This is a genomic window from Salipiger mucosus DSM 16094 (assembly GCF_000442255.1).
Lineage (GTDB): Bacteria > Pseudomonadota > Alphaproteobacteria > Rhodobacterales > Rhodobacteraceae > Salipiger > Salipiger mucosus.
Window position 1 is genome coordinate 81,274 of sequence record NZ_KE557273.1, and the last position, 15,779, is coordinate 97,052.

17 protein-coding genes and 1 pseudogene are annotated in these 15,779 nt (G+C 69.3%); 10 read left to right on the top strand and 8 right to left on the bottom strand.

What is annotated here, in order from left to right; genetic code table 11:
* Positions 1-7 precede the first annotated feature (7 nt).
* From SALMUC_RS00390 to SALMUC_RS00425, 8 genes are all read left to right on the top strand, one after another.
* Positions 8-2,026 (top strand): NADPH-dependent 2,4-dienoyl-CoA reductase, encoded by a 2,019-nt coding sequence (locus SALMUC_RS00390; RefSeq protein WP_020040726.1) that lies wholly within the window; start codon positions 8-10, stop codon positions 2,024-2,026.
* A gap of 78 nt (positions 2,027-2,104) precedes the next feature.
* Positions 2,105-2,773, top strand: coding sequence for a hypothetical protein (locus SALMUC_RS00395; RefSeq protein ID WP_020040725.1), 669 nt, complete (start codon positions 2,105-2,107; stop codon positions 2,771-2,773).
* 74 nt (positions 2,774-2,847) lie between these two features.
* Positions 2,848-3,408, top strand: coding sequence for a type 1 glutamine amidotransferase domain-containing protein (locus SALMUC_RS00400; protein ID WP_020040724.1), 561 nt, complete (start codon positions 2,848-2,850; stop codon positions 3,406-3,408).
* Between the two features lie 181 nt (positions 3,409-3,589).
* Entirely contained in the window at positions 3,590-4,495 is a 906-nt protein-coding gene (locus tag SALMUC_RS00405) for a LysR family transcriptional regulator (RefSeq protein WP_020040723.1), read from the top strand.
* Between the two features lie 393 nt (positions 4,496-4,888).
* The gene (locus SALMUC_RS00410) at positions 4,889-5,206 is read left to right on the top strand and encodes a hypothetical protein (protein WP_020040722.1); all 318 of its coding nucleotides are present in this window, start codon (positions 4,889-4,891) and stop codon (positions 5,204-5,206) included.
* Between the two features lie 72 nt (positions 5,207-5,278).
* Positions 5,279-5,875 carry an MASE1 domain-containing protein gene (locus SALMUC_RS00415; protein WP_020040721.1) on the top strand — a complete coding sequence of 199 codons (597 nt, stop codon included), beginning with the start codon at positions 5,279-5,281 and terminating at the stop codon, positions 5,873-5,875.
* Positions 5,876-5,961: 86 nt separating this feature from the next.
* The gene (locus SALMUC_RS00420; RefSeq protein WP_020040720.1) at positions 5,962-6,735 is read left to right on the top strand and encodes an ion transporter; all 774 of its coding nucleotides are present in this window, start codon (positions 5,962-5,964) and stop codon (positions 6,733-6,735) included.
* Positions 6,736-6,798: 63 nt separating this feature from the next.
* Positions 6,799-7,158 (top strand): YigZ family protein, encoded by a 360-nt coding sequence (locus SALMUC_RS00425; protein ID WP_020040719.1) that lies wholly within the window; start codon positions 6,799-6,801, stop codon positions 7,156-7,158.
* A gap of 10 nt (positions 7,159-7,168) precedes the next feature.
* Here the strand turns inward: SALMUC_RS00425 and SALMUC_RS00430 are convergent, their stop codons facing one another.
* From SALMUC_RS00430 to SALMUC_RS00445, 4 genes and pseudogenes are all read right to left on the bottom strand, one after another.
* On the bottom strand, positions 7,169-8,059 hold the full coding sequence (locus SALMUC_RS00430) for an OmpA family protein (protein ID WP_020040718.1): 891 nt from the start codon (positions 8,057-8,059) through the stop codon (positions 7,169-7,171).
* Between the two features lie 32 nt (positions 8,060-8,091).
* Positions 8,092-8,653 (bottom strand): annotated as a pseudogene (locus SALMUC_RS00435) (peroxidase-related enzyme); the annotation flags it as partial.
* Position 8,654: 1 nt separating this feature from the next.
* Positions 8,655-9,380 (bottom strand): GNAT family N-acetyltransferase, encoded by a 726-nt coding sequence (locus tag SALMUC_RS00440; RefSeq protein ID WP_020040717.1) that lies wholly within the window; start codon positions 9,378-9,380, stop codon positions 8,655-8,657.
* Positions 9,377-10,099, bottom strand: coding sequence for a competence/damage-inducible protein A (locus SALMUC_RS00445; protein ID WP_020040716.1), 723 nt, complete (start codon positions 10,097-10,099; stop codon positions 9,377-9,379). The genes SALMUC_RS00440 and SALMUC_RS00445 overlap by 4 nt, the downstream gene beginning before the upstream one ends.
* 50 nt (positions 10,100-10,149) lie before the next feature.
* On the opposite strand from SALMUC_RS00445, the gene sfsA reads away from it, so the two are divergent.
* Entirely contained in the window at positions 10,150-10,875 is a 726-nt protein-coding gene (gene sfsA / locus SALMUC_RS00450; protein WP_020040715.1) for a DNA/RNA nuclease SfsA, read from the top strand.
* Positions 10,876-10,967: 92 nt separating this feature from the next.
* On the opposite strand, the gene SALMUC_RS00455 is transcribed toward sfsA, so the two are convergent.
* A complete protein-coding gene (locus tag SALMUC_RS00455; protein ID WP_020040714.1) occupies positions 10,968-11,837 on the bottom strand; it encodes a mechanosensitive ion channel family protein in 870 nt (289 codons plus the stop codon).
* Positions 11,838-11,992: 155 nt separating this feature from the next.
* Here SALMUC_RS00455 and map point away from each other — a divergent pair, with 155 nt between their 5' ends.
* Complete coding sequence (gene map, locus SALMUC_RS00460) at positions 11,993-12,805, top strand: type I methionyl aminopeptidase (RefSeq protein ID WP_020040713.1); 813 nt, start codon at positions 11,993-11,995, stop codon at positions 12,803-12,805.
* Between the two features lie 126 nt (positions 12,806-12,931).
* Here map and SALMUC_RS00465 read toward each other — a convergent pair whose 3' ends face one another.
* The 3 genes from SALMUC_RS00465 to SALMUC_RS00475 all read right to left on the bottom strand — a co-directional run bounded on the left by SALMUC_RS00465 (position 12,932) and on the right by SALMUC_RS00475 (position 15,748).
* Positions 12,932-13,900: an MBL fold metallo-hydrolase gene (locus SALMUC_RS00465; RefSeq protein WP_020040712.1), complete on the bottom strand. Its 969-nt coding sequence runs from the start codon at positions 13,898-13,900 to the stop codon at positions 12,932-12,934.
* 85 nt (positions 13,901-13,985) lie between these two features.
* Positions 13,986-14,543, bottom strand: a complete 558-nt coding sequence (rsmD, locus tag SALMUC_RS00470; protein ID WP_020040711.1) for a 16S rRNA (guanine(966)-N(2))-methyltransferase RsmD — start codon at positions 14,541-14,543, stop codon at positions 13,986-13,988.
* Positions 14,540-15,748, bottom strand: a complete 1,209-nt coding sequence (locus tag SALMUC_RS00475) for an NAD(P)/FAD-dependent oxidoreductase (protein ID WP_020040710.1) — start codon at positions 15,746-15,748, stop codon at positions 14,540-14,542. Before SALMUC_RS00475 ends, rsmD begins: the two co-directional genes overlap by 4 nt.
* Positions 15,749-15,779 lie beyond the last annotated feature (31 nt).

Here is a 15,779-nt window from a genome sequence, read left to right on the forward strand (position 1 = left end):
GCCCGCCATGAGTGATTATCCGCATCTCTTTCGCCCGCTGGACCTGGGGCACGTGACGCTGCCCAACCGGGTGCTGATGGGATCGATGCACACCAACCTCGAGGAACGCGGCGACTGGGACCGCGTCGCGGCCTTCTACGGCGCGCGGGCGCGGGGCGGCGTCGGGCTGATGGTGACCGGGGGCATGGCGCCCAACCGCGAGGGCGGGGTCTTTCCCGGCGCGGCGGGGCTCTTCACGGAGGAGGACATCGCGAACCATCGCCGGGTGACCGACCGGGTACACGCCGAGGGCGGGCGGATCGCCATGCAGGTGCTGCACGCGGGGCGCTATGCCTACGGGCCGGACTGCGTGGCGCCCTCGGCGGTGAAGTCGCCGATCTCGCCCTTCGTGCCCAACGAGCTGGACGAGGCTGGGATCGAGACGCAGATCGCCGACATCGCCACCTCGGCCGCGCGGGCGCGCGAGGCGGGCTACGACGGGGTCGAGATCATGGGCTCGGAGGGCTACCTGCTGAACCAGTTCCTGGCGGCGCGGACCAACCGGCGCGAGGACCGCTGGGGCGGGAGCTACGAGAACCGGATGCGCCTGCCGGTCGAGGTCATGCGCCGGGTGCGCGCCGCCGTGGGGGCGGATTTCATCGTGATCTTCCGGCTGTCGATGATCGACCTCGTGCCCGGGGGCTCGACCCACGAGGAGGTGGTGCAGCTGGCGCGCGCGGTCGAGGCCGAGGGGGCGGATATCCTCAACACCGGCGTGGGCTGGCACGAGGCGCGGGTGCCCACCATCGCGACCTCGGTGCCGCGCGGGGGCTGGGCCTGGGTGACGAAGGAGCTCATGGGCAAGGTGGGCATCCCTGTCATCGCCTCGAACCGGATCAACACGCCCGAGGTGGCCGAGGGCCTGCTGGCGGAGGGCTGCGCCGACATGGTGAGCCTCGCGCGGCCCTTCCTGGCGGACGAGGCCTTCGTGGCCAAGGCGCGGGACGGGCGGGCCGATCTGATCGCGCCCTGCATCGCCTGCAACCAGGCCTGCCTGGATCATACCTTCGAGGGCAAGGTCTCGACCTGCCTGGTGAACCCGCGGGCGGCGCATGAGACCGAGCTGGTGATTTCGCCGGCCGGGGCGCCGAAGCGCGTGGCAGTGGTCGGCGCGGGGCCGGCGGGCCTCTCGGCGGCGATCACCGCGGCGCAGCGGGGGCACGCGGTGACGCTCTTCGACCGGGCCGGGGAGATCGGCGGGCAGCTCAACATGGCGAGGGTGATCCCCGGCAAGGAGGAGTTCGACGGGCTGGTCGACTGGTTCCGCGCCATGCTGGAGGAGACCGGCGTCACGCTGCGCCTTGGCGTGGCGGCGGATGTCGCGGCGCTGCGCGGCTTCGACGAGGTGGTGATCGCCACCGGGGTGGTGCCGCGCGATCCGGGCATCCCGGGGCAGGACCGGCCGAACGTGCTGAGCTACATCGACGTGCTGCGCGGCGGGGCCGAGGTGGGCCGGCGCGTGGCCATCGTGGGGGCCGGGGGCATCGGCTTCGACGTGGCCGAGTTCCTCGTGCACGAGGGGGAGAGCCCGACGCTGGACCTGGCCGGGTGGAGGCGCGAGTGGGGCGTTGCGGACCCGGCCGAGGCACGCGCGGGGCTGGCCCCCGAGGGGCCGCGCCCGGCGCCGCCTGCCCGCGAGGTGGTACTGCTGCAGCGCAAGGCCGAGAAGCCCGGCAAGCGGCTGGGCAAGACGACGGGCTGGATCCACCGTGCCGCGCTGAAGATGAAGGGTGTCGAGATGCGCACCGGCGTGACCTACGAGGGGATCGACGACGCCGGGCTGCACCTGTCGACCGGCGATGGCCCCGAGGTGGTTGCCTGCGACACCGTGGTGCTCTGCGCCGGGCAGGAGAGCGCGCGAGGGCTTGCCGATGCGCTGGCCGAGGCGGGCGTCCCCTGCCATGTCATCGGCGGCGCCGACGTGGCGGCCGAGCTCGACGCCAAGCGGGCCATCGACCAGGGCACGCGGCTGGCGGCGGCGCTCTGAGCATCTTCCGCTTTGGCGGGGTGAGGCGTCGTGGTAGGCTTCGCGCATTGCGTGCAGCCATTTCCACGGAGCATTGAGATGACCGACGACGCGGGCCCAAAGGCCTCGATTCCCTCGCGGTACGAGCCGATCCTCGACAACGACCCGCGGCTCAGCGAGATCACCCGCGCGGGACTGCGGCAGCTGGCCCCGGCCGGGGCGCCCGAGGGCTTTGCCGGGATCGAGGAGGGGATGCCGGGCGCGCTGGGCGATCCGGAGGCGGCGCTGGTGCTGAACCAGCACATGGTGAGCACCGTGGCCTATACCCGCGACCAGTCCGGCAAGACCTCGTTCTTCTCATCGCTCTTCAAGGCCGACGCCAAGGCGCAGCAGGTGGGCGTGATCCAGGAGGCCAAGACATTCGCCGTGGTCGAGCACGACGGCGAGGAGATCGAGATGGGGGTCGCCGCGCGGGTGCATGTCGTCGCCTCGAGTTTCTCGGCGGACGTGCAGGTGACCATCCCCAACATCGCGGCCGAGGCGCAGCTGCGCGCCTCGCGGGCCGAGATGGAGATCAGCGTGCGCGGCTTCGGCGCGCCGCTGGGCGAGCTGCTGCCGGTGCCGCGCGCCGTCGACGTGACGAGCTATGCCGAATACCTCGGCGCCTTCGCCAAGATCCAGCGACACATCTTTTCCGAAGCCGGGCGGCAGAACTACGCACCGGTGGCGCTGGGGGTGCACAAGCGAAACGTGGCCGGCGGCGCCTGAGCGCGCCGGAACCAGCCCCGGGCCGCAGCGTTTCCTTTCCCGACACCGGATACGGACAAGGAAAGGAGGCTCCCATGCCCCGCATCGAAGACGCCAAGGTTCTCGTCATCGCCACGCACGGCTTCGAGCAGTCGGAACTGGAATTCCCCCGCGACCAGCTGCGCGTGAAGGGCGCCGAGGTCCATGTTGCCTCGCTCGACGGCAAGGCGATCAAGGGCTGGGAAGGCAGCGACTGGGGCCGCGAGGTCGAGGCCGATCTCAAGATCGAGGATGCCGACCCCAACCAGTATGACGCGATCGTCGTGCCGGGCGGCCAGATCAACCCCGACCTGTTGCGCGTCGAGGCCAGCGTGACCGCGCTCGTCCGTGCCTTTGCCAAGGAAGGCAAGGTCATCGCCGCCATCTGCCACGGCCCTTGGGTGCTGATTGAGGCCGACATCGTGGCGGGCCGCGAGATGACCGCGTATCCGTCGATCCGCACCGACCTCGACAACGCCGGTGCGCGCGTGATGGACGCGCCGGTCGTCGCCGACAGTGGCATCGTCACCAGCCGCAACCCGAACGATCTGAAGGACTTCGTCGCCAAGATCGTGGAAGAGGTCGAGGAAGGCCGCCACAACCAGAAAGCCGCCTGATACTTCCGGCGACAAGCTGAAACCAGCGGCCCGCCCCGCGTTCGGGGCGGGCCGTTCTGCGTCGGGGCTGTTTCGGCGCGGTGGACAGCTTTGCGCAACTCCCCGCAATTGTCCTGCGGGGGTCCAAGTCCTGCCCCAATCTCCGGGCATACGAGTTTGAAACAGGTAACGAGGGATCGGGATGGATCGTCTGACGGAAATGGAGGCCTTTGCAACCGTCGTGGACCAGGGCGGGTTCACCGACGCGGCGAAGAAGATGGGCATCTCGAAGTCCGCCGTGTCCAAGCATGTCTCGTCCCTCGAGGCGCGCCTCGGCGCGCGCCTGCTGAACCGCACCACGCGGCGGGTCTCGCCGACCGAGATCGGGCTGGCCTACTACGACCGCGCGCGGCGGGTGCTGAACGATGCCGGAGAGGCCGACGCGCTGGTGACCTCGATGCAGTCCGCGCCCTCGGGGCTGCTGCGGATCTCGGTCGCCACGGATTTCGGGGTCAATCATCTCTCGCCCGTGCTGGGCGAGTTCCTGGCCGAGTTTCCCGACATCACCGTCAACATGGTCCTGAACAACCGCTACGTCGAGCTGATCAGCGAGGGCTTCGACATGGCCGTGCGCATCGGCGAGCTCGAGGACAGCACGCTGCGCGCCCGCAAGCTGACCGACACGACCAAGCGCATGATCGCCGCGCCCTCCTACTTCGAGAAGTTCGGCCGGCCCGCTCGAATCGACGATCTGAACGAACACAAGCTGCTGCACTACTCCAACCAGTCCTCGGGCAACGTCTGGAAGGTGACCGCCCCCTCGGGCGAAAAGCGGCAGGTGCGCACCGCCGGCTGGCTCTCGGTGAACGACGGGCAGTCACTGCTCAATGCCTGTATTGCCGGACTGGGGATCGCCTATCTGCCGTCCTACCTCTATGCCGATGCCATGAAGCAGGGCCTGGTCGAGGATGCCATCCCGGATCTTCCGGTCGAGACGCAGGGCATCTACGCCGTCTACCCGCCGGGCCGCTTCACCCAGCCCAAGGTGCGCGCCTTCATAGATTTCCTCGTCCATGCCTTCGCCGAACGCGGACCGCAGGACTGGTAACCACACGTCCCTCGCCGATAAGGCACACTTGGCGCCCCGGGTCCTCGGGGCGCTTTTTTTGCGCCGGGTGCCTCGGTGGCAGGCGGGTTTCCGTTTTCGAACGGCACTGGAAGGGCGGGAGGTTGCCGAGACTGCACAAGATGCTGGCAAAATGTATTTCGACGGCCTAATGTCGAAAAAAGCCTCGGCAACCGAAGTCGCCAAGGCTGAACCATTATCAAATACTAAGGCAACTCCACCACTCACGGATACAGTGCCTTGGGGACGGTACCACGGAGATTCTTGGAGGCCAAGAAATTATCATTGTGATAATGCGCTCCGTGGGACCGCTTCCGGCGGCACGTTGACGCAGAGGGCCTCGACGCCGCCGTGGGCAGACTGGAATACTCCTTCATGGACAAGCTCAATTCGATTTTCGAACTCCGCGAGATGCTCCGGCAACTCGAGCGCGACGTGGGATTCGAGGACCTCACGCGGGTCGAGCGGGATGTCCTGCTCGCGGCGCACAGTCTTTGCGAGAAGCCGGGCGACGTGATCCGGTCCGAGCAGATTCGCGGGCATGCGCTGCTGCAATACGTGGCGCAGGCCACGCTCTACCGTGCGATTCGCAGGCTGCTGAGCGCAGGGCTGCTGGAGCGCGCCGGCGACAGCAAGGCGCGCGCCTACGTCGTGCGCAGCGATCTTGTCGGCGTTGACCTGTCGGACCGGTAACGTGACATCGTCGCGCGCGGCCGGGGCCGCGGACCGACCGGCGCCACGCCCGGAACACCCGGACTTGTCCAAGTGAACTATTTCAGGACCATCATCATCGTCGCGGCCGCCTACGTGCTGGCCCACGGTTTGACGGCGGTGCTCATCACGCCGCTGCAATCGCGCGTCCTGCCCGAGATCACCACCTTCGCGAGCCTGCTCTACCTGCCGCACGGGGTCAGGGTGCTGGCGGTCTGGCTGGCGGGGCCGCGGGCCTTTGTGCCGCTCTACATCGGCGGGACGCTGTCGGAGGTGCTGTTCACCGCACACGACCCCGGACATCCCGGGGCGCTGGTGCTGGCGGTCTCGATCGGGGTTGGCGCGCTCTGCGCCGTGGTGGCCTTCGAGGCCATGAAATACATCGGGCAGGATCTCTACGCGGGCCGGCACTTTCGCGTGCACTGGACGCGGCTGCTGCTGGTGGGCGTGATCGCCTCGCTGATCAACTCGGTGGGCCAGTCGATCGTCTTCTCCGGTCAGATCCTGACCGGGCATTTCTCCGCGGTGCTGACGTTCTACGCCGTCGGGGACGTGATCGGGCTGGTCATCACGACCCTGGCCCTGATGCTGGTGTTCCGCTGGTTTCGCCTCTCCGGCGCGCGGAACGAGGCGCCGGACCGCCGGAAGTGACCTGCCCGCGGCCCGTGGCGCCGCGCACCCCTTGAAGACCTCTCCCGGCGACCACATAGAAAGCGAAAGAGCAGACCGGAGATCCCATGTCCTTTCGCCAGCGCCTCGGCCGCGTCGTCGATCACCCCACGACCCGATACACCATCATGGGCGTGATCCTGTTCAACGCCGCGATCCTCGGGCTCGAGACCTCGGACCGCGCGATGGCGGTCGCGGGCCCGCTGATCGTGGCGCTCGATACCATCTGCCTCGCCATCTTCGTGGCCGAGATCGGCGCCAAGCTGATCGCACGCGGGCCGGGGTTCTTCCGCTCGGGGTGGAACATCTTCGACTTCGTCATCGTCGGCATCGCGCTGGTCCCGGCGGGGCAGGGGCTGTCGGTGCTGCGGGCCTTGCGCATCCTGCGACTGCTGCGCGTGATCTCGGTCGCGCCGACGCTGCGCCGGGTCGTCGAGGGCTTCGTGTCGGCGCTGCCGGGCATGGCCTCGGTCTTCCTGCTGATGGGGGTGATCTTCTACATCTCGTCGGTGATCGCGACGAAGCTCTACTCGGACAGCTTCCCCGAATGGTTCGGCACGCTGGGCGCCTCGGCCTATTCGCTGTTCCAGATCATGACGCTGGAAAGCTGGTCCATGGGCATCGTCCGCCCGGTGATGGAGCAGCACCCCGAGGCCTGGCTCTTCTTCGTGCCCTTCATCCTCGTCACCACCTTCGCGGTGGTGAACCTCGTCGTGGGCCTCATCGTGAACTCGATGCAGGACGCCCACGCGGAGGAAAGCAACGCCGCGACCGAGGACTACCGCGTCGAGGTCATGCGCAAGCTCGAGGCGATCGAGGCGCGGCTCGACAAGCGGGAGTGATTGCCGCGGAGCGGCGGGCGGGAGTGATTGCCCCGGCGCGGCGGGCCGGGTAGACCGGCCGCCATGCGCATTCTCGAGAACGTCATCAGCGACCGCGGCTCGAAATACGCGGTCTCGGGCGCGCCCTGCCATTCCGAGGCCGAGGCCAAGGTGCTGCTCAAGGAACTGGTGCGGCGCAAGAAGTTCGCCAAGGCCACGCACAACACCTGGGGCCTGCTGACCGCCGACGGCCCGGTCAAGAACGACGACGGCGAATCCGGCGCGGGCATGGTGATCCTGCGGATGCTGGAGCGCGAGGGGCTGACCGACCACCTGATCGTGGTCACGCGCTGGTTCGGCGGCAAGCACCTGGGCGGCGACCGCTTTCGCCACGTGCAGGAAGCGGTGCGCATCTACCTCGATGACATCGGGCACGGCGGCTGAGCCGCGCGGCTCACTCGCCGTCGATCAGAACGGCCTCGACGCGCCGGTTGGCCTCGCGGCCCTCCTCGGTGAGGTTCGTGGCCTCGGGCGCGAGATATCCCACGCCCTCGGCGTCGATCTGCCCGTCGGGCACGCCGCGCTCGCGCAGGTAGGCGACCGCCGCCGCCGCCCGCTCGCGCGAGAGCGCGCGGTTGGCCTCGAGCGAGCCCACCGCGTCGGTGTGCCCCACGAAGACGATGCGTCGCTCCGGGTTGGCCCCGAGGTAGTCGGCCAGCGCGTCGAGCGAGCCGATGGCGTCCTCGGCCAGGGCAGCGGAGCCGGAGGAGAAGGTCAGATCGGTCAGCACCACGTGCCCCTCCGCCTCGAGTCTGCGCGCGAGGTCGCCCGTGGGCGGGGATTCGACCGGAGGCGCGTCGGCCTCGACCTCCGCCTCCTCGGCCTCGGTGCCACCGGCGCGGATCACCTGCACATGGCCCGCCGTCTCGCTGCGGCTGACCAGCAGCGAGATATAGGCGCCGTCCGGTCCCTGTGCCGAGAGGAAGCGGTAGTCGGTCAGGTCGACGTACATCTCGGGGGCCTGCATGACCTCGGTTCCGAAGCGGAAGTCGAAGCCCCCGCAGGCCTGGTCGGCGCAGTCGAGCAGCACCTCCCAGCCGGCCTCGGTCACCTGCTCGCGAAGGGGGCCAAGGATCTGCAGCGGCGTGAGCCCGGTGGCCTCGATCCGCCAGGCCTGCCGCAGGATGCGCCCCTCGACCGCGCGGGTCGGGATACCGGCATCCACGCGCCAGGGGCCGGTCGGCATCGCGTAGCTGTCCGGGTCGGTCACCGACTCGGCTGTCAGTCGCGCGCCCTCGGGCAGCGACAGGTCGAGCGCCGGCAGCGGCGTCGCCCAGAGCAGCACGACAAGAAGCGGCGCGCGCCTAGCGCGCCTGCCGCGTGGTAGTCGTCATTCGGCCGCATGTCGGTGGCCGAGGCCACGCGGTTGGTCATGTTGAAGAATCCCGCCACGTTGGCGGATGTCCCAGGACTGTCGCGGTCGGAAAAGCCCGGCCTCGCGCAGTGCCTCGCGGTCGGCCTCGACCACGGTGGCGCTGGCCTTGGTCACCTTCTCGGCAAAGGCCAGCATGGCGTGCTGCCGCGCGTCGAGGTCGGCCACGCGCCAGTTCATCACCAGCATCTCGCCCAGCTTCGGGTCGCCCGAGAGCTGCCGCACGGCGGCGCCGTGCGCGGTCAGGCAGTAGAAGCACTTGTTCACCGACGAGACGACCACGGCGATCATCTCGCGCTCGAGCTTGGTCAGGCCCGAGTCGGCCAGCATCAGTTCGTTGTAGAGTGCGGTGAAGGCGTTGAGCTTGTCGATGTCGAAGGCATGCGCCTTCAGCACGTTGGGCACGATGCCAAGCTTGTCCTGGCAGATGTCGAAGTATTTCTGCGTCTCGGGCGGCAGGGGATCCACCATCGGCAGATCCAGCGCGGTGGGCAGCTCTTTGGTCATGTCACGTCTCGCTCCTCCTGCGGTAGTGATACCGCCCGGCGCGCGAAAACCCAAGCGACCGGTAGAGCCCCATTGCCGCCGCGTTGTCCGTCAGGCAGAGCACCGACATCCAGTGCGCGCCCTGCGTTTCGGCCCAGACGGCGGCCTGGCGCATCATCCACTTGCCGAGGCCCCGCCCGCGGCAGGGCGCCACGATCTCCAGCGCGTGGACCATGGCGATCTCGCCGTCGACGGCGCAGAAGGCGGTGCCCGCGGCGCGGTCGGCGGTGCGTCCGAGGATGGTGGTCCGGGGCCCCTTGGGGCGTTCCATGATGCGCTGGCGGGCGGCGCCGATCCCGGCCTCCTCCCAGATCTCGCGCATCACCGCCAGCGGTTCGGACACGGCGAAGGCCGTGATCCGCGGGATCGGCTCCGTCACCAGCGGCGCCAGAGGGCTCAGCCAGAGCGTCACCGGGTCGATCACCTCGTAGCTGCGCCGTGCCAGCGCCGCGTCGAGGGCCTCGTCGCCCTCGCGGATCATGAAGAGCGGATCCTGCCCCAGCAGCGCCTGCGCCTGTTCGGCCGCCTGCAGGCCGTCGGGCGTCCAGTCGCCCTCGGCGGTGGTGCAGGAGACGCGCTTGCCGCCGCCCGCGCCCTCGCGCAGCCGCCAGGGACCGGCCCGCAGGCTGCGCGCGGCTGGCCAGGTGGCATCGACGGCCTCGAGCAGCCGGGGCAGCTCCGGGGTCATTTCCCGAAAATGGCGCAGAGCCGGGTCATCGCGGCGTCCACCTGTGCGCCGTCGGCGCCCCGGATCACGATGTTGGCGCCGTAGATCCCGTCGCGCTGGAACGGGTAGGAGCCGATCGAGAGCGCCGGAAAGGCCTCTGCCAACTCGCCCAGCGGTCCGGCGATCTCGCCCTCGCCGCGCTCCACCCGCAGGCTCTGCGAGAGCAGCGGCGCGCCGCCGGTGAGCGTGGGGATGACGCTGGCCACCATGGCCTCGAAGACCGTGGGCACGCCGGCCATGACGTGCACGTTTCCGATACGGAAGCCCGGCGCGGCCGAGACCGGGTTCTCGATCAGCGTGGCGCCCTCGGGGATGCGCGCCATGCGCATGCGTGCGGCGTTGAACTCGCTCCCCTGCCGCTCGTAATGCGCGGCGAGGATGGCCCGCGCGTCGTCCCGCACGTCGATGCTCACGCCGAAGGCCTCGGCCACGGCGTCGGCGGTGATGTCGTCATGCGTCGGCCCGATGCCGCCCGAGGTGAAGACGTGGTCATAGGCCGCGCTCAGCGCCTTCAGCGCCGTCACGATGGCGGCGCGGTCGTCGGCCACGAGCCGCGCCTCGCACAGGTCGATGCCGTGCTTGGTCAGCTCATTGGCGAGGTGGTTCATGTTGCTGTCGCGGGTGCGCCCCGACAGGATCTCGTCACCGATGACGAGCATCGCGGCGGTGGGGTTCGACATGGGGCGGCCTCTCCTTGTGCGGGCGTCTCGCCATGGTATAGGCGGCGCCCATGCGCTTTCAAACCCCCCTGGTGCCGGCCGTGCTGCTGCGGCGCTACAAACGCTTCCTCGCCGACGCGCGCCTCGAAAACGGGCGCGAGGTGACCGCGCATGTCGCCAACCCGGGCAGCATGCTGGGCCTGAAGGACCCCGGCCTGCGCATCTGGCTCGAGCCCAACGACGACCCGAAGCGCAAGCTCAAGTTCGCCTGGCGGCTGGTCGAGCACGAGGACGGTGCCTTCACCGGCGTCGACACCGGCGTGCCCAACCGCATGCTGCGCGCGGCGCTCGAGGCCGGGCAGGTGGCGGGGCTCGAAGGCTACGCGGCGGTCCGGCCCGAGGTGAGATACGGCGAGAAGAGCCGCATCGACTTCCTGCTCGAGAGCGAGGGGCGCCCCGATGCCTACGTCGAGGTCAAGTCCGTGACCCTCTCGCGCCGGCCCGGGCTGGCGGAGTTTCCCGACAGCGTGACGGCCCGCGGCGCAAAGCACCTCGCCGAGCTTTCCGCAATGGCCCGGGCCGGCCACCGCGCGGTGATGCTCTACCTCGTGCAGCGCACCGACTGCGCCGAGGTGACGCTTGCCGCCGACCTTGACCCGGCCTATGCCGCGGCCTTCGCCGCCGCGCGCGAGGCGGGCGTGGAGGTGCTGGCCTTCGACTGCGCGATCTCCCCGGAGGGTGTGGGCCTCGGCGGCGCGCTCCCCTTCACGGACACGCAGCGGGCTTCTTCTGGCTGAAAATATCCCGGAGGAGCCGCGGCCCTGCCGCGGCGCGGGGGCAGAGCCCCCGTCAGGCCGCGAAGCGGCCTCACCCCCCGAGATGGAAAAGCTCAGCCCGCGTCGCGCGCGTCGCTTTCCACGTGCAGCGTCCGCGTGGGAAAGGGGATCGGCACACCCTTGGCGTCCAGCGCCTCCTTCACGGCGCGCTTCATGTCCGCCTGGTACTGGAAGTAATCGTCGGCATCGACCCAGACCCGCGCCAGGAAATCGACCGAGCTGTCGTTCAGCCCGTTGACCTGGAAGAAGGGCTCGGGATCGGACTTCGAGCGCGGGTCGGCCATGATCGTCTCGCGGATCACCGTCTCGGCCTCCTTGAGGTTGGCGCCGTAGCCCACGCCGAAGGTCCATTCCGCCCGCCGCGTGGGGTAGACCGAGTAGTTCTCGATCACGTTGCCCCAGACCTCGCTGTTGGGCACGATGACCTGCACGTTGCTGAGGCTGGCAAGCTCGGTGGTGTTGAGCGTGATGTCCTTGACGGTGCCCATCTCGCCCGCGACCTCGATGAAATCGCCCAGCTTGATCGGGCGGAAGATGATGATCATCACGCCCGCCGCCACGTTCGACAGCGTGCCCTGCAGCGCGAGCCCGATGGCGAGACCGGCGGCACCCAGCGCGGCGATGATCGAGGTCGTCTCGACGCCGAAGGTGTTGAGCACGAAGAGCGTGGCGAACACCAGCACGGTGTAGCGCGCGATGTTGCCGAGGAAGGTGAAGAGCGTGTCGTCCAGCCGCCGGTTGCCCTTGGCGATGCCGACGATGCGCCGCTTGATCCATCCGGCGATGATGAAGCCCACGATCAGGATCAGCAGGCCCGCCACCACGTTGCCCAGCACCTGCGCGAGGAATTCCAGTGTCAGGATGTCGGACAGCGAGGTGCCCTGGTAGATGTCCATGTTCAGCAAGTCGTTCAGCGTATCCATTGTCCCTCGGCTCTTGTCGTGTCCTGTCCTGGCGCCACCCCGGCGCCACCTTGAGCAACGCCGCGGCGGGCGCGGGCGTTCCCGGGGAACCCTCTGGCATTGGCGGGCCGGAGCGACTAGATAGGAAACGATTACGCGCGAAGGAGCTCTCGGGTTTGAGACACGACAGCAACGGCCGCACGACGCGGGACGGCATCAGGATCTACGAGCCGGCGGATTACGCCGGCATGCACGCGGCGGGCGCGCTCGCCGCGCGGATTCTCGACGACGTGGCCCCGATGATCGAGCCTGGCCAGACCACCGGTGCGATCGACGATTTCATCCGCAACGCCGTGGAAGAGGCCGGCGCGACCTCGGCCACCATCGGTTACCGCGGCTATCAGCACGCGAGCTGCATCTCGATCAACCACGTGGTCTGCCACGGCATTCCGGGCGAGAAGAAGCTCAAGGACGGCGACATCCTGAACATCGACGTGACGGTGATCGTGGATGGCTGGTACGGCGACACCTCGCGGATGTACGTGGCGGGCAAGCTGTCGCGGAAGGCCGAGCGGCTGATCCAGGTCACGCACGATTCGCTCATGGTCGGGATCGAGGCGGTCAAGCCCGGCAACACCTTCGGCGACATCGGCAACGCGATCCAGAGCTTCGTCGAGGGTCAGCGCATGTCGGTGGTGCGCGATTTCTGCGGCCACGGGCTGGGCCGGGTGTTCCACGCGCCGCCCAACGTGCTGCACTACGGCCGCGCGGGCAGCGGGCCGGTGCTGGAAGAGGGCATGTTCTTCACCATCGAGCCGATGGTGAACCTCGGCCGGCCCGAAACCAAGGTTCTGGCGGACGAGTGGACGGCGGTGACCCGCGACAAGTCGCTCTCGGCGCAGTTCGAGCACTCGGTCGGCGTGACGGCCGACGGGGCCGAGATCTTCACCCTGTCGCCCGGCGGGAAGTTCCACCCCACCTGGGGCTGAGCCGCATCCGATCCTGAGGAGCGCGCCTGCGGCGCGCGCAGGGTTGTTTGCGTTCGGGCCACGCAGGCCCCGGGGGCGCTGCCCCCGGACCCCCATTGCGTATTTGGAACAAGAAGAAGGGCCGGGTCAGCCCCATTTCCAGAGCGCGGGCGCGAAGCGGTAGACATCGCCGTCGCGCATGACGTGGCCGACGCCCGGGAAGGGGAAGTGGTAGCCCAGGACCGCCATGCGGTCGGCGGCGGCCATGTCCAGCAGGCGGCGGCGCGTGGCGACGGTCTGCTCGCCGTCCATGTCGAAGTTGTTGAACCACTCCGGGTGCGCGAAGTTCGTGTAGGCATGGGTCATGGCGTCGCCTGTCGCGAGCAGCTGCTCTCCCCCGGATTCGATCATCAGGCTCATGTGGCCCGGTGTGTGGCCGGGCGTGTCGATCACGCGGATGCCCGGCGTGATCTCGTCCCCGTCCGAGATGCGGGTCCAGTCGGCGCCTTCGACCTGGATCGAGTTCTGCGCGCCGACGACGAACTGCTGCAGCTCCTGCGGAACCTGCGTGGCGAGCCCGTCCTGCATCCAGAAATCGTGTTCCTTGCCGCCGATGAGGTACTGCGCATCGGGCAGGATCGCTTCGTCGAAGTCGTCGCGGATGCCCCAGATGTGGTCGGGGTGGGCGTGGGTGATGACGACATGGGTGATCGTGGCGGCGTCGATCCCTGCGGCGTCGAGGTTCGACATCAGCCGTCCCGCGGTGTCCAGGAAGCGGTTGCCCGAACCCACGTCGACCAGCACCTTTGCCTCGCCGAGCTCGATCAGCAGGTGATTGGTGTGGGAGTAGTTTTCCTCGGGCGAGAGGAAGTGGCGTTCGAGGAAGGCCGCGACCTCGCCCTCATCGGCGTTGACGCCCAGCCCGTCGGCGGAGAGCTTCAGCACGCCGTCCGAGATGACCGTGAGCTTGGCCTCGCCCAGCGTGAAGGAGAAATTCGCCGGGTTGCCCGCCGCCGGCGGCCCCAGCTCGGCGCGGCCGAGCGCGGGCAGGGTCAGGGCGGGGGCGGCGCTGGCCATGGCCAGGATGTCGCGGCGCGAGGGTCTGAAGATGCTCATGAAGTCCTCCCTTTTTATTCACGTATTTGAATGAGGCTAGCGTGGGCTGCGCGAAATGCCAAAGCCAAAGCGGCCGGCGCGACGGTCAATCGGCTTCGAGCAGGGTGACGGTGGTGTCGCCGTAGCGGCGCGTGTCGAGGGGGGTGAACCCCTCGGGCGCGGCCTGGGGCGCGTTTTCCTCCCAGACGACGAGGGCGCCCGGGGCGATCCAGCCCGCCGGGCGCGCGGCGGTCAGCGCCTTGGCGCCGAGGTCGCGGCCATAGGGCGGGTCGAGGAAGACCAGCGTGCAGGGCGTCTCGGCCGGGGGCAGGCGGGTCGCGTCACGGGCGATCACGCGGCAGCGGTCGGCGCAGCCCAGCAGGCGGATGTTCTCGCGCAGCAGCGCCTGGGCCTTGCGGCCCTCGTCGACGAAGGTGGCCTGCGTGGCGCCGCGCGAGAGCGCCTCGAGCCCCAGCGCGCCGGTGCCGGCGAAGAGGTCGAGCACCCGCGCCTGCGTGAAGGGATCGCCGAACCGGCCGCCCGCGAGCATGTTGAAGAGCGCCTCGCGCACGCGGTCGGTGGTGGGGCGCAGGTGGGCGCGGGGATCGCCCTTGCCCACGGATGCGAGCGCGCGGCCGCGCCAGTCTCCGGCGACGATCCTCACGCCTTCAGCAGCGCCTTGAGGTCGCCGTCCGGGTCGGCCACGGCCTCGGGCGCGGGGGACTTGCCGGCCTCGATCAGGCGCTTGCCGACCATGTAGGCGCGCGGGTCGTTCATGGCGTCGAGCGCGAGGAGCCTGTCGCCGGCGTAATACCAGTGCGAGCGCGCGGCGCCGCCGTCGCGCACCACGACCCGGTCGTAGCCGGTGTTGAGTCCGGCGATCTGCAGCTTGACGTCGTACTGGTCGGACCAGAACCAGGGTTTTGCCGTGTAGGGCTTGTCGGCGCCCATGATGTTGTCGGCGACCGCCTCGGCCATGTCGATGGCGTTGCCGACGCTTTCCAGCCGGATGCGCTCGCCCTGCCAGGGGAAGGAGGCGCAGTCGCCCGCGGCCCAGACCTGCGGGTCCGAGGTGCGGCCCCGGTCGTCGGTGCGGATGCCGTTCTCGATGTCGAGGCCGGCGGTCTCGGCCAGGGCGATCTCGGGCAGGATGCCCGCGCCGACGATGACGAAGTCGACCTCGAGGCTGCTGCCGTCGGTCAGCTCGGCGCCGGTGACGCGGCCCCCGGTGCCGGTGAGACGGCCGAGGCCCACGCCCTCGCGCAGGGTGACGCCGTGGCCCGCGTGCAGCTCGCGGAAATACTCGGACGTCTCGGGCGAGGCGACGCGCTGCAGGATGCGCTCGGCCATCTCGACCAGCGTGACTTCGAGCCCGAGCTTGGCGGCCACGGCCGCGGCCTCGAGCCCGATGTAGCCGCCGCCGACGATCAGCACCCGCGCACCGGGTGCGAAGCGGGCGCGCATGGCATCGACGTCGGCGATGGTGCGGACGGTGACCACGCCCTCGAGATCGCCGCCCACGGAGGCCGGGAGCTGCCGAGGTGTGGCGCCGGTGCAGAAGACGAGGTCGTCGTAGGAAATTTCTCGGCCGGCGGCGATGACGGTCCGTGCCTTGCGGTCGACCGCGATGGCCGGATCGCCGGTCACCAGCTCGATGCCCTGCTCGTCGTAGAAGGCCTCGGGGCGCAGGAACAGGCGCTCGCGGGCCATGTCGCCCAGCAGGTAGGCCTTGGAGAGCGGCGGGCGCTGGTAGGGCGGTGCGGGCTCGGCGCCGACGAGGGTGATGCCGCCCTCGAACCCCTTGGCGCGAAGCCGTGCCGTCAGCGAGGCGCCGGCCTGTCCGGCCCCGATCACCACCACGTCGCCCATGCCTGTCTCCTCCCGTTTTTCTCGTTGGCCA

Bases quoted from the DNA above. Each gene is read 5' to 3' on its own strand.
- SALMUC_RS00410 (WP_020040722.1), top strand. From the start codon at position 4,889: ATGGACAAGCTCAATTCGATTTTCGAACTCCGCGAGATGCTCCGGCAA.
- sfsA (WP_020040715.1), top strand. From the start codon at position 10,150: ATGCGCTTTCAAACCCCCCTGGTGCCGGCCGTGCTGCTGCGGCGCTAC.
- SALMUC_RS00425 (WP_020040719.1), top strand. From the start codon at position 6,799: ATGCGCATTCTCGAGAACGTCATCAGCGACCGCGGCTCGAAATACGCG.
- SALMUC_RS00400 (WP_020040724.1), top strand. From the start codon at position 2,848: ATGCCCCGCATCGAAGACGCCAAGGTTCTCGTCATCGCCACGCACGGC.
- SALMUC_RS00465 (WP_020040712.1), bottom strand. From the start codon at position 13,900: ATGAGCATCTTCAGACCCTCGCGCCGCGACATCCTGGCCATGGCCAGC.
- SALMUC_RS00395 (WP_020040725.1), top strand. From the start codon at position 2,105: ATGACCGACGACGCGGGCCCAAAGGCCTCGATTCCCTCGCGGTACGAG.
- SALMUC_RS00475 (WP_020040710.1), bottom strand. From the start codon at position 15,748: ATGGGCGACGTGGTGGTGATCGGGGCCGGACAGGCCGGCGCCTCGCTG.
- SALMUC_RS00405 (WP_020040723.1), top strand. From the start codon at position 3,590: ATGGATCGTCTGACGGAAATGGAGGCCTTTGCAACCGTCGTGGACCAG.
- SALMUC_RS00445 (WP_020040716.1), bottom strand. From the start codon at position 10,099: ATGTCGAACCCCACCGCCGCGATGCTCGTCATCGGTGACGAGATCCTG.
- SALMUC_RS00440 (WP_020040717.1), bottom strand. From the start codon at position 9,380: ATGACCCCGGAGCTGCCCCGGCTGCTCGAGGCCGTCGATGCCACCTGG.
- SALMUC_RS00390 (WP_020040726.1), top strand. From the start codon at position 8: ATGAGTGATTATCCGCATCTCTTTCGCCCGCTGGACCTGGGGCACGTG.
- SALMUC_RS00455 (WP_020040714.1), bottom strand. From the start codon at position 11,837: ATGGATACGCTGAACGACTTGCTGAACATGGACATCTACCAGGGCACC.
- SALMUC_RS00420 (WP_020040720.1), top strand. From the start codon at position 5,962: ATGTCCTTTCGCCAGCGCCTCGGCCGCGTCGTCGATCACCCCACGACC.